Below are 15,759 nucleotides of genomic sequence, written 5' to 3'. Positions count from 1 at the left end.
GATTATGATTAAAAAGAAAGTTACAATTACGAATCCGACAGGTCTTCATTTAAGACCGGCAGGAATCTTCTGCAATATGGCAAGTAGATACCAGTGTAAGGTGACATTTGAGTATGACAATATCAGTGCAAATGCGAAAAGTGTCTTGAGTGTTCTCGGAGCTTGTATCAAAAAAGGTGATGAGATCGAGCTGACTTGCGAAGGAGAAGACGAGGAAGAGGCCATGCGGGCAATGGTAGAGGCTATTGAAGGCGGACTTGGAGAGTAATAGGTACAAAAAGAAAAAAGACTAAAAGACAAAAGATAAGCAGAGGAATTGCTGGATTACATAATGATCAGCGGTTCCTCTGTAATTTTTTTAAAAAATTAAGATTTTTTAAAGATTTTTAAGATTTAATTACATGAATAGACAGATTTATGCGCATGCGATACACTAAAGTATACATGTGGGTAGAATTCATAAGGGGGGAGAAATGGTTCGAAATATTTTAGACTATTTGGAAAGTTCAGAAAAGCTTGTTCCGGATCAGATTGCTTTTGCTGATGAAAAGGTTTCCTGTACTTATCGGGAATTGAAGCAGACTGCGAAAGCGATAGGAACTTATTTGGCTGATCGGGTGTCTCCGGGAAGTCCGGTTCCTGTATTTATGGAAAAGGGGGTATCGGCAATCTGTGCATTTATGGGGGCGGTGTATGCGGGATGCTTTTATGTGATGTTAGATCCCAAGCTTCCGGCAGAACGCCTTCGGAAGATTCTTTATACATTAGATGCAGACGTTGTTATTACGGAAGAAAATTACAAGAAACAATATCAGGCGCCGGCGTTTGGAGCAAAGCAGATCGATATAGGAGAAGCGGCACAGTCGGCCGTTAATGAGGAGAAGCTTGCAGAGATCCGGCAAAGGAGTCAGGATACCGATCCTCTCTATACGATGTTTACTTCAGGTTCCACAGGGGTTCCCAAGGGAGTCGTGGTCAGTCATCGCTCAGTCATTGATTTCATAGAAGAATTTACAGAATTATTTGGAATTGAGCCTAAAGACGTAATTGGCAATCAGGCTCCGTTTGATTTTGATGTGTCGGTGAAGGATATTTATTCTACGTTGAGAACAGGAGCGACGATGCAGATTATTCCAAAGAAATTGTTTTCTTTTCCGGTGAAATTGCTGGATTATCTGGAAGAACGGCAGGTTACAACACTAATTTGGGCGGTATCAGCGTTGTGTATTATCACAACGTTGAAGGGATTTGAGTATAAAGTACCCCGTCAGATCAGGAAAGTGATTTTTAGTGGAGAAGTGATGCCGGTTCGTCATTTGAACGAATGGCGAAGCTATCTTCCGGATGCACTGTATGTCAATGTCTATGGTCCGACGGAAATCACCTGCAATTGTACGTATTATATTGTTGATCGGGAATTTGAACTGGGAGAACAGATTCCGATTGGACAGGCATTCCCGAATGAGAAGGTGTTTTTGTTAGATGAACAGGATCGTCTGGTGGAAGAAACTGGGAAGAAAGGAGAACTTTGTGTGGCTGGAACAGCGCTGTCGCTGGGGTATTATCGAAATCCGGAGCAGACGAAGAAGGCTTTTGTACAGAATCCATTGAACGACAGATATATGGAAACCATTTATCGGACGGGAGACTTGGCCTATTACGGGGAAGACGGACAACTCTATTTTGCAACCAGAAAAGACTTTCAGATTAAGCATATGGGGCATCGGATTGAGTTGGGGGAAATCGAGGCTGCAATGGAGAGAGTAGAGAGTTTAAAACGGAGCGTATGTCTCTATGAAGAAAGAAAGCAGAAGATCGTGGCTTTTTATGCTGGAGAAGCAGAGAAACGACAGCTGCATCGGATTTTGGGAGAAGTTCTTCCGAGTTTTATGATCCCGAATGTATTTGTAAAAGTTTTGGAATTCCCAGTAACAAAAAATGGAAAGATTGACCGAAAACGTTTGATGGAATTGTATGAGGAGGGACAGTATGAACGAAGGTAAGGAGGAGAGAAGCACAGACTGGCTGGAAGGCTGGAATGAGTCTATTGCTACGCCGGCATATGTGTTTGATCTGGATGAACTAAAGGATCGTCTGCAGATGATCCGGAGGTGCCTGGGAAATAGGATCCGGCTGTGTTATGCAATGAAGGCCAATCCCTTTCTTGTCGCGCCGCTCCAGAATTTCGTGGATAAATATGAGGTGTGTTCGCCGGGAGAATTTCGTATCTGTGAACGGCATCAGGTTCCGATGGAACAGATCGTCCTGTCAGGAGTGTACAAAGAAGATCGGGAGATTTGCCATGCTGTGGAAACGTATGGAGGGAAAGGAACGTTCACGATAGAATCGAAACAGCAGTTGGAGATTTTAGAGAGCTGTGCCGCAGATGCGGGAAAGAATATCCGGGCGCTGCTTCGGGTTTCAAGTGGAAATCAATTTGGAATGGACGAAGAATCCATTGCAAAAGTATTGGAGCATAGATGGGAGTATCCCCATGTTAACATTTCTGGTTTTCAGTATTATTCCGGAACGCAGAAAAAGAAGTTGAAAAAGATGGAGCAGGAACTGGAATATCTGGATCAAATGATGGGAGAGATGGAAACACGGTATGGATACCGGGCAGAGGAATTGGAATATGGTCCGGGATTTTATGTACCGTATTTTCAGTCGGATGAAGAAGTGGATGATGAGGCGCTTTTGGATGCGTTTAGCAGAATGTTAGATGGGCTTCGCTTTCAGGGGACTGTTACGCTGGAAGTGGGGCGGTATCTGGCAGCCTATTGTGGTTATTATCTGACTCGAATTGTAGATCAGAAAATCAATAAAGGACAGAGGTATGGAATTGTGGATGGGGGAATCCATCATTTATCGTATTTTGGGCAGATGATGGCAATGAAGATTCCGCACTTTATGCATCTATCACAAAAAGAGAAAGAAGAAAAGGAACTGTGGAATATCTGTGGCTCTCTGTGTACAGTGAATGATGTCCTGGTAAAGAATCTTCCGCTTTCCAATGCGGCAATTGGAGATTTGTTGGTGTTTGAGCGGGTCGGAGCGTATTCCGTGACGGAAGGAATTTACTTGTTTTTAAGCAGAGATCTTCCACGAATTTTCTTTTATTCAAGAGAATGTGGGATGCAGCTTATGAGAGACCGAAAAAGAACAGATGAATGGAATCAGGAGGAATAATTATGGAACAATTATTAGAAATTTTAAGTGAGATTCAGCCGGATGTGGATTATAAAACTTGTACGACCTTGATTGACGATGAATGGCTGGATTCTTTTGCAATTTTATCAATTGTTAGTGAACTGGAAGAGGCATTTGATATTGGGATTACGCCGGCAGATATTGTGCCGGAGAATTTCAATTCTGCACAGGCACTGTACCAGATGGTGAAGCGCCTTCAGGAGGAAGGATAAGCATGTCGTTAATTTCCATGGAATTTCTGCTGTTTGTGCTAGTGGCAGCGGTGGGATATTATCTGATTCCAAAGAAATATCAGTGGCTGTGGCTGTTGGTGTTCAGTTATATTTATTATGCATCATCGGGAGTGAAGCTTCTCCTCTTTTTGGTGTATACGACAGGTACAACCTATGCGGCGGGGAGACTTCTGGAAAAAGTAGAGCAGAAGGAGCTTCCGAAGAAGGAGGCTAAGGCGGCGAAGAGAAGGATTCTGACGCTTGGTCTTTTGCTGAATTTTGGAATGCTGGCGGTTTTAAAGTATACCAATTTTGCAGTGGCAAATGTAAATGCCATATTTCATACCAGTTTTTCTTTTCAGAAGTGGATGCTTCCTCTTGGAATTTCATTCTATACATTTCAGTCAATGGGCTATTTATTGGATGTTTACTGGGGAAAATGTAAGGCTGAGAAAAATCCGCTTCGGTTTGCCTTGTTCGTATCCTTCTTTCCGCAGATTCTGCAAGGGCCCATTGGAAGGTTTGACCGACTGGCTGTGCAGCTGTATCAGGAACATCGATTTGATCTGCAGAGAATGCAATATGCGCTGCAGCTGATCCTGTGGGGATTCTTTAAGAAATTGGTATTGGCTGATCGGGCGGCAGTTGTGGTTAATCAGGTGTTTTTGAACTATACTCAGTATTCCGGGGTTCTCAATCTTGTGGCGGTGCTGATGTATTCGGTTCAATTGTATATGGATTTTTCCGGTGGAATGGACGTGGTTATGGGCGTGGCGTCTTTGTTTGGAATAGAGCTGGATCAGAATTTCAAACGACCGTATTTTGCAGTCTCCATTACAGATTTCTGGCATCGGTGGCACATTACGCTTGGAACATGGATGAAGGATTATGTGTTCTATCCGGTGTCTCTTTCCAAGTGGATGGGGCGTATCGGAAAATGGTCTAAAAAAGTGTTTGGTAAGAAGACCGGGCGTGTGATTCCCATTTGTATTGCAAATCTGATTGTGTTTTTGCTTGTGGGAGTCTGGCATGGTGCTGCATGGAAATTTATTGCATACGGCTTGTATCACGGATTGATTATCTCTGTAAGCAGCCTTCTGGCGCCGGTTTATCGTAAGGGTTTGGAAATTTTTTCGATTAATCAGAAATCGGGAGGTTGGAAAGTGGTACAGATTCTGCGGACGTTTGTTTTGATCAATATCAGCTGGTATTTCGATATGGCAGTTAGCTTGTCAGCTGCATTTACCATGATGAAGACGACCGTTACCGGATTTTCTCTTTCTGCTTTTCAGGATGGATCACTGCTTACACTGGGATTGGATTGGCTGGATTATCTGATTTTGCTTGTGGGATGCCTGGTGGTGTTTTTCATTAGTTTCCGTCAGGAACGTGGAGTTAAGATTCGGGAAAGTCTGGCGGAAAAGCCGCTTTTGTTTCGATGGGCAGTCTACGGAATGCTGTTGTTTGGAATTCCGATGTTTGGGTATGTGATGACGACAACCGGAGGGTTTATTTATGCACAGTTTTAAATGGAAAGCAGTAAGGGCGGCAGGGTTTGTAGTCATTTGCTGTCTGCTGACAGGACTGTTGAATTTTGCGCTTCAGCAATATAACATTGCGCGGGTCAATGTTCATCGGATTGGGACGACTCAGTATGATGATATATTTATCGGAACCTCTCATGGATTGAGTGCGATTAATCCTGAGATTATTGATCAGATTACAGGAAGAAAGAGTACCAATATCTGTATGCCGGATGAACATTTGATAGATTCTTACTTTTTGGTAAAGGAAGCCTGCCGGAAGAAAAAGCCAAAGCGAATTATTTATGAGCTGGATCCGTCCTATTGGTCTACCGTGCAGAATCATGGATCCAATTCTGTCTATATATATAAAGAGTTTCCGATGTCGCTGGTAAAGCTTGAATATTTTTGGGCTAAAGTGAAAGAGATGGACATCCGAGTGACGTTGGCGCCATGGTTCTATTATCGGAATCAGGCGGGAAATATCGAAGAGACAGTTCGGATGAAATTAAGCAGCGCTTATCAAAATTATGAAGTAGGCCCGCTGAACAATGGGCTGCAGGATTATACAGAAGAAGGATATATGTATCAGATTACGGATCCAAATGGGGACAAAGGCTCACAGAATATTGTCCTTTGGAATCAGCAGCAGATCCAGGATGTGGAAAAAGAATATTTTAGAAAACTGACAGAGCTTTGCCGGGAAGAGGAAATAGAGCTTGTGGTTATTACCACTCCGGTTCCGCAGGAAACGTTGGATCTGTACAGAGATGTGTTTGAAGAGGCACATAGGTATTACACAGAACTTATGGAGGCATATGACGTTCCTTATTATGATTTTAATTACCTGCCCCTTGATGATTTTGATAGAGGGATTCGAAACTATCTTGATTACGAGGGACATATGTATGGAGAATCCGGAAATCAGTTTAGCAGGGTACTGGGAACCTATTTGAAGGAGATGTACGAAAAGAAACGCTGATCAAGCAAATGACTGGTTATTTTATTCATAATTTGTTATAATCTAAGCAATGGAAATTCAGAAATATAAAGTAGAAAGGAAATCCATAGCTTCATACACTGTGGAATAAGGGACAAATTATGAGTAAAGCGGCATTAGTAGTTATGGCGGCAGGGATTGGCAGCAGGTTTGGCGGCGGGATTAAGCAGTTGGAGCCGGTTGGGCCAAATGGCGAGATTATTATGGACTATTCGGTGAAGGATGCATTGGCAGCAGGCTTTGATAAAGTAGTATTTGTGATCAGAAAAGATATCGAGAAGGATTTTAAGGAGATTATCGGAAGGCGGATAGAGCAGCAGGTAGAAGTGGCGTATGTATTTCAGGAACTTTCCGATATTCCACGACAGTATCAGGAGAAGTTAGAGGGAAGAACCAAGCCTTGGGGAACCGGTCAAGCAATTCTGTGCTGTAAAGAGGTAGTAAAGGAGCCGTTTCTGGTGATTAATGCAGATGATTATTATGGGAAAACGGCATACCAGACGGCTTATGATTATCTGACTAAGGAGCCTGAGAAAAAAGACAGGCTTCCACTTTGCATGGTTGGTTTTGTACTGAAGAATACACTAAGTGCCTATGGCGGGGTTACCAGAGGTGTATGTAAGGTGGATGAGAATGGGATGCTTACCGATATTGTAGAAACCCATAATATTGTACAGACGGAAGACGGAGCGCAGATTGAGTCGGAGGACGGTGCAATGCCGATTGATGTAGAATCCGAAGTGTCTATGAATATGTGGGGGCTGATGCCGGAAGTATTTGACGATTTGGAGAAGGATTTCAATATCTTTCTTGAAGACTTACCGGAAGGAGATGTAAAGGCAGAATATCTGCTTCCGACTATTATCGGAGAATGGCTGAAAGAGGATCAGGTGACAGTACGGGTGCTGCAGTCGAAAGATAAATGGTTTGGAGTAACTTATAAAGAAGATAAGGAAGAGGTTGTAAATTCGATTAAGGCTTTGATCGAGGCAGGAGAATATTAGGATATATAGAAGAAGATCAGATACAATGGATAAAAAAGGAAGGACTTATTTAAAACAAACAGGAAAAATTATTGGGACGGCAATGACTATCTTGTTGGCTGTGATTGCTACGCTGCTTTGTTTTAGCATTCGCTGGATGTTTGATACGTGGAGTAACCTTACAATGGATGAGCTGGTCTATCACATAACAGCACCGCTGGAAGGTACGAATGAAGGAATGATATTAGAATACTTGAATGTATGTGTAGTACCGACCATATTGGTATTGCTGTTTCTTGTGATCCTTTTGGCTGCGTGGCGAAAGAAGCGGCGTTATTATGCATTGATGAGTATCGGAATTATCGGTTCATTGATACTGTCTGGAACCGTTGTTCGCGGCGCGTGGAATGAGCTGGATGTGGGAAATTACGTGAAGTCGCAGGGATCCTATTCCACCTTTATTGATGATTATTACGTGGACCCAGAAGAAGTAGAGATTTCATTTCCGGATCAGAAGCGAAATTTGATTTATATTTTTCTGGAATCTATGGAGACGACTTACGCAGACAAAAAAAATGGAGGGGCATTTGAGAAGAATGTGATTCCAGAACTTACGAAGCTGGCACAGCAAAGTGAAGATTTTTCGGGGGAAATCGATCATCTCAATGGAGGATATGCGATGCCGGGAGCGACCTGGACGATGGGAGCGATGTTTGCGCAGACGTCGGGGCTTCCTTTGAATATATCCATTAGTTCCAATTACATGGATACACAGGATCATTTTTTTGCAAGCACGACTACACTGGGAGATATTTTAAAAAAAGAAGGATATTCTCAAACACTGTTGATCGGCTCGGAAGCAAAGTTTGGCGGAAGGGAATTGTATTTTACAGAACATGGCAACTATGACATGGTGGATTATACATATGCAAGCCAAACGGGAATGATTCCGGCAGGATATCGGGTGTTCTGGGGCTATGAGGATCAAAAGCTTTTTGGGTTTGCGAAAGAAAAACTTCTGGAATTAGCAGGTCAGGATACGCCGTTTAATTTAACGATGTTAACGGTAGATACGCATTTTGAAGATGGGTATCCTTGTGAGCGTTGTCCGGATACGTATGAGGATCAATATTCCAATGTAATGGCATGTTCCAGCCGACAGGTAGAGGAGTTTATAGAGTGGATCAGGCAGCAGGACTTTTACGAGAATACAACGATTGTATTGGCAGGAGATCATCCTACGATGGACAGTGATTTCTGCGAAAATATTGAAAGTGATTATGAAAGAAAAGTGTATACCGCATATCTGAATTCGCCAGTAAAGGTGGAGACGGCTTCAAAGAGGGAGTACACCACTTTTGATATGTTTCCGACTACCGTTGCGTCACTGGGAGCAGTGATTGAAGGAGACCAGCTTGGATTGGGGACGAATCTGTTCTCTTCCAAGCAGACGCTGATTGAACGATTTGGTATTCCAACTATGAAGAATGAGATTGGAAGAAAGTCGAAGCTGATGGAAGAACTGGCAGATATTGATGAGAATAAAGAGGAAATATTGGCAAGAGACGGAAAGCTTCCGGCGGCGGATATTGCGGTAGACAGTTATCAATTTCAGTCGGGAGCGCTTCCGGTTACGGTGTCAAATATCAGGAATGTAAAGGGAGAGATTCAGTCACTGCAGCTGGCGGTATGGACAGCAGAAGATCAAAGCGATCTTCAGTGGATTCTGATGGAGCAGGGAGAAGATGGGAACTACCATGTGAATATTAATATCCCCGGCTTTAATTATCAAACAGGGGAGTACCAAATTCATGCATATGCAGTGGATTCTGATGGAGAAGAGACAGCGCTTGGAAACGCTGTCGGAATGGTAGAGTGATAAATGCCTTTAAAAATCATAGAGGGTATGGTATAATTTCTAATAACAATAAATTTAGAACGTGGGAGGTTAATATGAAGATACAATTGAGAAAACGAATCCTGGCTGCCGGATTAACGGTAATGATGAGTGGTTCTGTAATTGCAATGGATGCGATGCTGGTATTTGCAGAAGAACAGACAAATGCAGTTTTGGCAGAAGAGGCAAATTTAGATGGAGTGATAGAACAGTCTGCTGTAAGTGAGGAGAGAGCGAATCCGTCTGAAGAAATACCTCAGATTTTAAATGGCTGGGTGAAGAAGGAAGAAGGCTGGTACTATTACAAGAATGGTGTGATGCTGACTGGCTGGCAGGTTGTTAATGGTACATGGTATTATATGGAAGAGAATGGACTGATGGCTTCTGATACCTGGATTGGTGACTATTATGTAGATGCCAGTGGGGCATGGATTACACACTACAGACCGGCACAGTGGATAAACACAGGAGGACGCTGGTGGTATCGCAATGTAGATGGAAGTTATCCAGTACGTACATGGAAGTTGATCGAAGAAAAATGGTATTACTTTGATGCGGCAGGCTATATGGTAACGGGCTGGCAGAATATCGGAGGCGCTTGGTACTATCTGGACGGAAGCGGAGCGATGGCAACGGGCTGGCAGGTAATTGGCGGTGCTTGGTATTACCTGACGGAAAGCGGAGCGATGGCAATGGGCTGGCAGAATATTGACGGAGCCTGGTATTATTTAAACGGAAGCGGAGCGATGGTAACCGGCTGGATGAAAGATGGAGCTGCCTGGTACTATCTGGAGCCAAACGGAATGATGGTAACCGGGAAAAAGACGATTGGCGGACAGATTTACAGCTTCAAGGATAATGGAATGATGGTAGCCGGCTGGGCTGAGGAGGAAGATGGCTGGCATTATTATGATACGTCAGGAGCTATGAAAAAAGGCTGGATCCAAGTTGGAAGTGTTAAATATTATTGTGATCCTGAGACCGGACGCATGTATGAATCACAGTGGATTGAAGATAAATACTATGTTCGAGCAGACGGAGCTATGCAGGTGGGCTGGTTTATTGCTGGAGAACACTGGTATTACAGTGACAGTAAGGGCGTGAAACAGACATCCAAGTGGATCGGAGAGTATTATGTACAGGCAGATGGAACCATGGCAGTGAACAAATGGATTGGCGGACATTACGTGGGATCAGACGGCAAATGGGTTCCGTTAAGCGGCAACGAAAAAGTCTATGAAGTAGAGTTGGTAAATGGAAAGAAAGCAACGGTAGTTGGTTACTTTGATACGCAGATGGCGGATGATATCTTTAAGCAGTTGAACGAATACCGGGTGCAGAAAGGCTTGGAAGTTCTCCAGCCTGCAAACTTCGCGCTTCAGGCAGCTGTAGATACCAGAGGGTATGAGATTGCCTATAATTTTGAGCACACCAGACCAAATGGAACGGACTGTCTCAGCGTATACGACCGGGCAGTGGCAGAGAACATTGCGGCAGGATCCTCTTATATGACGGCAAAAGACTTTATGGCAGGTTGGAAAGCATCTGTAGGACATAACTTGAATATGCTTTCTCCAAATGCAAATTCCGTAGGAATTTCTGTATTTAAACTGAAAGTGGGAAATACATACCAGACCTATTGTGTTCAGTTGTTTGCATTGTAAAATTGAAAGAATAGAAAAAGGATCTCTTCGTGAGATCCTTTTTTTATGCCAAAGTATGATTTGCCAGCAAAAATGTAAAAAAGTATTGCAATACCAGGAAGACAGGTATATACTTTAGATGTTCATAAAAATTAAAGGAGATAAGTACATGAACAAACAAGCATATGATATTGTGAACAAATTAGAGGAAAATCGAGAATATAATCAGAGAGAACTTGCGGAACTTACCGGATATGCAGTGGGATCGGTAAATGCATCTTTGAAGCAGGCAAAAGAAGAAGGATATATAGATGAGAACAAATGTCTGACAGATAAAGCAAAAAAGGAATTGGAGACCAAAAAGCCAAAGAATGCGGTAATATTAGCGGCCGGATACGGAATGCGTATGGTTCCAATTAATGTAGAAGTACCGAAGGGACTTCTGGAAGTAAAAGGAGAACCACTGATTGAACGCATGATCTGTCAGCTTCATCAGGCTGGGATCAGGGAAATCTATGTGGTTGTCGGATTTATGAAGGAGCAGTATGAATACTTGATTGATAAATATGGTGTAGAGCTGGTGTTTAACAAGGATTATGCAGCGAAGAATAATTTGCACTCTTTAAATTGTGTGGCGAACAGATTGGGAAATACTTACATTGTTCCGTGCGACATCTGGTGCAAAGAGAATCCGTTTTCGGGGCATGAATGGTATTCCTGGTATATGGTGACAGAGCAGAAGGATGAGAGAAGTTCTGTGCGGGTGAATCGAAAAAAAGAACTGGTGTCCGTGAAAGGAGAAGAAGAAGGAAATTGCATGATTGGAATTGCTTACCTTCTCCAAAATGAAGCTAAGAGAGTACAGGAAGCATTAAAAGTGATGGCAGGGCAGAAGGAATATGATCATGCATTTTGGGAACAGGCGCTTTGGGATGGCAAGAGAATGATGACAGAACCTAGAGAAGTAAAGAGCGAAATGGTCTGTGAAATCAATACGTATGAAGAACTTCGTGAATTGGACAGTGATTCTAATCAGCTGCAATCAGGCGTCATCCAGTTGATTCGTCAGGTGCTTGCCTGCGAAGAAAAAGAGATTACCGAAATTCGGGCATTGAAGAAAGGAATGACGAACCGGTCATTTCAGTTTTCCTGCCGAGGGAAAAAGTATATTATGAGAATTCCGGGGGAAGGCACCGATAAGATGATCAACAGGAAGCAGGAATACGATGTGTATACGCAGCTTGCTGGCCGGGATATTACAGATCCTGTGATCTATATGTCACCGGAAAATGGTTATAAGATCACTGAGTACATGGATGGAGTGAGAAACTGTAATAGTGAAGAACCGGAAGATGTAAAGCGGTGTATGCAGTATTTAAAGAAATTCCATGAGTTAAATCTAAAGGTTGCTCATGCCTTTGATCTGTATGATCAAATCGAATATTATGAGAGTCTGTGGGGAGAAGAGACATCTGCTTACAGAGACTATCAAGATACCAAGAAGAGAGTCTATGAATTGCGGCAGTATATTGATGCACAGCCAAAACAGGTGGCATTAACACATATTGATGCAGTGTGTGATAACTTCCTGATCCGAGGGGATGAAACCTATTTGATTGACTGGGAGTATGCGGGCATGCAGGATGTCCATGTGGATATTGCGATGTTTGCAATCTATGCCATGTATGACAGAGAACAGATTGATCAATTGATTGATTTTTATTTTGATGGCGATACAGACAGAAGCGTCCGGATAAAAATCTACTGTTATATCGCAACATGTGGTCTCCTTTGGAGCAATTGGTGTGAATACAAACGGATCTGCGGTGTGGAATTTGGAGAATATTCTCTCAAACAATATCGCTATGCAAAAGAATATTACCGGATTGTAAAGAAAGAACTGGAAAAGGATGCAAAAAGATATGAATAGAGTAGAAAGAGCAATTATTATGGCGGCAGGATTTGGCAAGCGTATGCAGCCGATTACCCTGCACACGCCAAAGCCGTTGGTAAAAGTGAATGGCGTTAGAATGATCGATACCGTAATTCGGGGACTTCAGGAAAATGGGATTACAGAGATCTATGTTGTGGTAGGTCATTTGAAAGAAAAATTTTCCATTTTGGAACAGGAGTATCCAGGCTTGAAGCTGATTGAAAATCCGTATTATGACACCTGCAATAATATTTCATCTTTGTATGTGGCAAGAGAACATCTTGAAAATGCAATGATTTTAGACGGGGATCAGTTGGTTTATAACCCGGAAATTCTTGCGGTTGAATTTGAACGATCTGGATACAATTGCATCTGGACAGAAGAGAAGACAGACGAATGGCTTCTGACGGAAACGCAAGGTGTTGTGACTTCTTGCAGCAGAACCGGCGGAGAAAAAGGCTGGCAGTTATACAGCGTATCAAGGTGGTCCAAAGAAGACGGGCAGAAACTGAAGCAGCATCTGGAAAGAGAGTTTGAAGAGAAGAAGAATACGCAGATATATTGGGACGATGTGGCGTTGTTCTGTTATCCGCAGGAGTATCAGCTGGGGATTCGTCAAATGCACAGAGGCGATATTGTTGAAATTGATAGTCTGGAAGAATTAGCTGAGCTGGATGAAAGTTACCGAAAGTATGTAGAAGGAGGAAGAGAAAATGAAGGCAAATAATCAGTCGGAGAAAGAATATAAGAAAATAGATTGGATGATCACGCTGCTGCCGTTGGGAATTATTGTTGCGCTGTGTGTTCTCTTTTTCTGCATGCCGGAACAGTCCAATGCGGTATTAAGTCAGATCCGGTTTGTATTAGGAGACACATTTGGTACGTATTACTTGATTATTGGACTGGGAGTATTCTTGATTTCCTTCTATGTGGCGGGATCTAAGTACGGCAATATTGTCCTTGGAGGGCAGGATGAGAAACCGAAATTTTCATTCTTTGCATGGGGATCCATGATGTTTACGGCAGGTCTGGCGGCAGACATTTTGTTCTACTCCTTTTCCGAATGGATTCTGTATGCAACGGATCCGCATATTGCAGAGCTTGGAAGTATCCAGGACTGGGCAAGCGTGTATCCGATCTTTCACTGGAGTCTGATTCCGTGGGGATTCTATCTGGTACTTGCGGTTGCATTTGGATTTATGCTTCACGTGCGAAAGAGAGAGAGACAGAAGTATTCAGAAGCATGCCGCCCGATTCTTGGAAAACATACCGATGGCTGGGGAGGAAGAATCATTGACCTTTTGGCCGTATTTGCACTAATCGCAGGAACTGCTACCACATTCAGTCTGGCAACACCGCTTATGGCAAGTGTGATCAATGAGTTGTTCCATGTAGAATTAAGTCGGACAGCGGTGACGATCGTGATTCTGATTGTTACCTGTATCATTTATACGTATTCTCTTTTGCACGGATTTAAGGGAATCAGCTTTTTGGCGAAATCCTGTATTTATTTGTTCTTTGGACTTTTGGCATTTGTACTTTTGTTTGGCGGTGAGGCGAGATATATTGTGGAGACCGGATTTTCAGCGTTGGGAAGAATGGTACAGAATTTCTTTGAACTGGCAACCTTTACGGATCCGGAACGGACTACATCGTTCCCTCAGAACTGGACCATCTTCTATTGGGCATACTGGATGGTATGGTGTGTAGCGGCTCCATTCTTTATCGGAAGCATTTCCAGGGGAAGAACCGTGCGTCAGACGATTGTGGGCGGTTATGTATTTGGCGTTGGTTCCACGATTATCAGTTTCATTATCCTGGGAAATTACTCCCTGGGTGCTCAAGTGATGGGAAAGGCCGATTTTCTTGCGATTTATGAGAAATCGGGGGATCTCTATGAGGTCATTATCTCAATTATTCGGACGCTTCCGTGCGCTCCGCTGGTGCTGGTACTTCTTCTGCTTACGATGATTGCCTTTTATGCGACATCGTTTGATTCCATTGCACTGATTGCCTCCTGTTACAGCTATCACAGACTGAAAGAAGATGAGACGCCGCACAAGGTGGTAGAATTAATGTGGTGCGTACTGTTGATTTTACTTCCGATTGCACTGGTATTTTCCGACAGTTCCATGAGTAATCTCCAGTCCGTGAGCATTATAGCAGCATTTCCGGTTGGAGCGGTGATTGTGCTGATTGTAGCAAGTTTCCTAAAAGATGCGAAGAAGTATATGGAAGAGATAAAAAAATAGATGAAGAGGAGAAAACATTGAAAAAAAGCAGAAATTATGGAATCGATTTATTAAGAATCTTTTCGATGTTTTTAATTGTTATATTACATACGTTAGGGCATGGAGGAATTCTTGGAAGTGTAGAAATACATAGTGGAAAATATTGGGGATTATGGTTGACAGAAATATCGGCATATTGTGCAGTAGATTGTTTTGCTCTGATCAGTGGATATGTAATGTGGAAATCCTCTTTTAAGTTAGAAAAAATTAGTGAATTGTGGATGCAGGTTTTGTTTTATTCGGTAGTATTAACAGGATTTGTATTTTATATTAATCCGGCTGTAAGGAGTACAGATAATGTATTGACAGCGATATTTCCGATTACAAGAGGGCAGTGGTGGTATTTATCCTCTTACTTCGGTATGTATTTATTGGGGCCTGTTATGAATTCGGCAATTTGCAATCTGTCGCGGAGTAGTCTGAAAAAGGTGTTGTTAGGAGCATTTGTAATGATGAGCGTTCTGCCAACCGTACTTACGCCTTATGATCCGTATACGTTAGGGGCAGGGTTGAGTACGATTTGGCTGTGTATCCTATACCTTTTTGGAGCCTATATCGGGAAATACCAAATTGGTTTGAAGCTAAGCTGTGTAAAGTTGGGAGCATTTTCCATATCTATGATTTTATTTACGTTTGGCTTTAAGATGATAGTAGAGATGAAGCTGGGAGGAAATTTTGCAAATATAGGAGATGGCAATATGCTTGTTAACTATACTTCTCCTACGATATTATTAACAGCGATTTCATTGGTGATTTTGAGCAGTAAACTGAAATTGGGCGATCATGCGGTTAGGTTCATAAAATTGGTTTCTCCGTTGACGTTGGGGGTTTATATGATACATGATCATCCACTGATGCGAAATGAATTTATGGCAGGATCTTCAGTACGGTTTTTGGAATCGAATGCATTTGTCATGGAGTTTAAAGTCTTGGTATTTGCAGGGGCTGTATTTGTTCTATGTTTGGTTATAGAATTTGGCAGAAGTAAGTTGTTTCGTATATTGAGAGTTCGGGGATTATGCAGACGTGCAGTGAATTGTATAGAAAGAAAGTTTTAAAAAGTTAAC

Annotated in this window: 13 protein-coding genes; all 13 read left to right on the top strand. The window is 42.5% G+C overall.

From position 1 onward, the window contains the following. Positions 1 to 4 precede the first annotated feature (4 nt). The 13 genes from C0979_RS08295 (at position 5) to C0979_RS08235 (ending at position 15,750) form a co-directional block, all read left to right on the top strand. A complete protein-coding gene (locus C0979_RS08295) occupies positions 5 to 268 on the top strand; it encodes an HPr family phosphocarrier protein (protein ID WP_101695518.1) in 264 nt (87 codons plus the stop codon). Between the two features lie 205 nt (positions 269 to 473). Next, positions 474 to 2,003, top strand: coding sequence for an amino acid adenylation domain-containing protein (locus C0979_RS08290; protein WP_101695517.1), 1,530 nt, complete (start codon positions 474 to 476; stop codon positions 2,001 to 2,003). Beyond that, the gene (locus tag C0979_RS08285; protein ID WP_101695516.1) at positions 1,990 to 3,189 is read left to right on the top strand and encodes an alanine racemase; all 1,200 of its coding nucleotides are present in this window, start codon (positions 1,990 to 1,992) and stop codon (positions 3,187 to 3,189) included. Before C0979_RS08290 ends, C0979_RS08285 begins: the two co-directional genes overlap by 14 nt. A 2-nt stretch (positions 3,190 to 3,191) precedes the next feature. Continuing rightward, the gene (locus C0979_RS08280; RefSeq protein ID WP_101695515.1) at positions 3,192 to 3,422 is read left to right on the top strand and encodes an acyl carrier protein; all 231 of its coding nucleotides are present in this window, start codon (positions 3,192 to 3,194) and stop codon (positions 3,420 to 3,422) included. A 2-nt stretch (positions 3,423 to 3,424) separates the two neighbouring features. Next, positions 3,425 to 4,951 carry an MBOAT family O-acyltransferase gene (locus C0979_RS08275; RefSeq protein ID WP_101695514.1) on the top strand — a complete coding sequence of 509 codons (1,527 nt, stop codon included), beginning with the start codon at positions 3,425 to 3,427 and terminating at the stop codon, positions 4,949 to 4,951. Next, positions 4,938 to 5,927: a hypothetical protein gene (locus tag C0979_RS08270; protein ID WP_101695513.1), complete on the top strand. Its 990-nt coding sequence runs from the start codon at positions 4,938 to 4,940 to the stop codon at positions 5,925 to 5,927. The genes C0979_RS08275 and C0979_RS08270 overlap by 14 nt, the downstream gene beginning before the upstream one ends. A gap of 119 nt (positions 5,928 to 6,046) precedes the next feature. Then, entirely contained in the window at positions 6,047 to 6,949 is a 903-nt protein-coding gene (locus C0979_RS08265) for a nucleotidyltransferase family protein (protein WP_101695512.1), read from the top strand. A gap of 25 nt (positions 6,950 to 6,974) precedes the next feature. Further along, complete coding sequence (locus C0979_RS08260) at positions 6,975 to 8,807, top strand: GBS Bsp-like repeat-containing protein (RefSeq protein ID WP_101695511.1); 1,833 nt, start codon at positions 6,975 to 6,977, stop codon at positions 8,805 to 8,807. A gap of 74 nt (positions 8,808 to 8,881) precedes the next feature. Further along, complete coding sequence (locus C0979_RS08255; protein WP_101695510.1) at positions 8,882 to 10,489, top strand: CAP domain-containing protein; 1,608 nt, start codon at positions 8,882 to 8,884, stop codon at positions 10,487 to 10,489. A 148-nt stretch (positions 10,490 to 10,637) separates the two neighbouring features. Next, on the top strand, positions 10,638 to 12,398 hold the full coding sequence (locus C0979_RS08250; RefSeq protein ID WP_101695509.1) for a phosphotransferase: 1,761 nt from the start codon (positions 10,638 to 10,640) through the stop codon (positions 12,396 to 12,398). Further along, complete coding sequence (locus C0979_RS08245) at positions 12,391 to 13,128, top strand: NTP transferase domain-containing protein (protein ID WP_101695508.1); 738 nt, start codon at positions 12,391 to 12,393, stop codon at positions 13,126 to 13,128. Before C0979_RS08250 ends, C0979_RS08245 begins: the two co-directional genes overlap by 8 nt. Next, positions 13,115 to 14,653, top strand: coding sequence for a BCCT family transporter (locus C0979_RS08240; protein WP_101695507.1), 1,539 nt, complete (start codon positions 13,115 to 13,117; stop codon positions 14,651 to 14,653). Before C0979_RS08245 ends, C0979_RS08240 begins: the two co-directional genes overlap by 14 nt. 17 nt (positions 14,654 to 14,670) lie before the next feature. Beyond that, the gene (locus tag C0979_RS08235; RefSeq protein WP_101695506.1) at positions 14,671 to 15,750 is read left to right on the top strand and encodes an acyltransferase; all 1,080 of its coding nucleotides are present in this window, start codon (positions 14,671 to 14,673) and stop codon (positions 15,748 to 15,750) included. Positions 15,751 to 15,759 lie beyond the last annotated feature (9 nt).

The organism is Dorea phocaeensis (assembly GCF_900240315.1).
Lineage (GTDB): Bacteria > Bacillota > Clostridia > Lachnospirales > Lachnospiraceae > Dorea_B > Dorea_B phocaeensis.
This window is presented reverse-complemented; position numbering and strand designations above follow the sequence as displayed.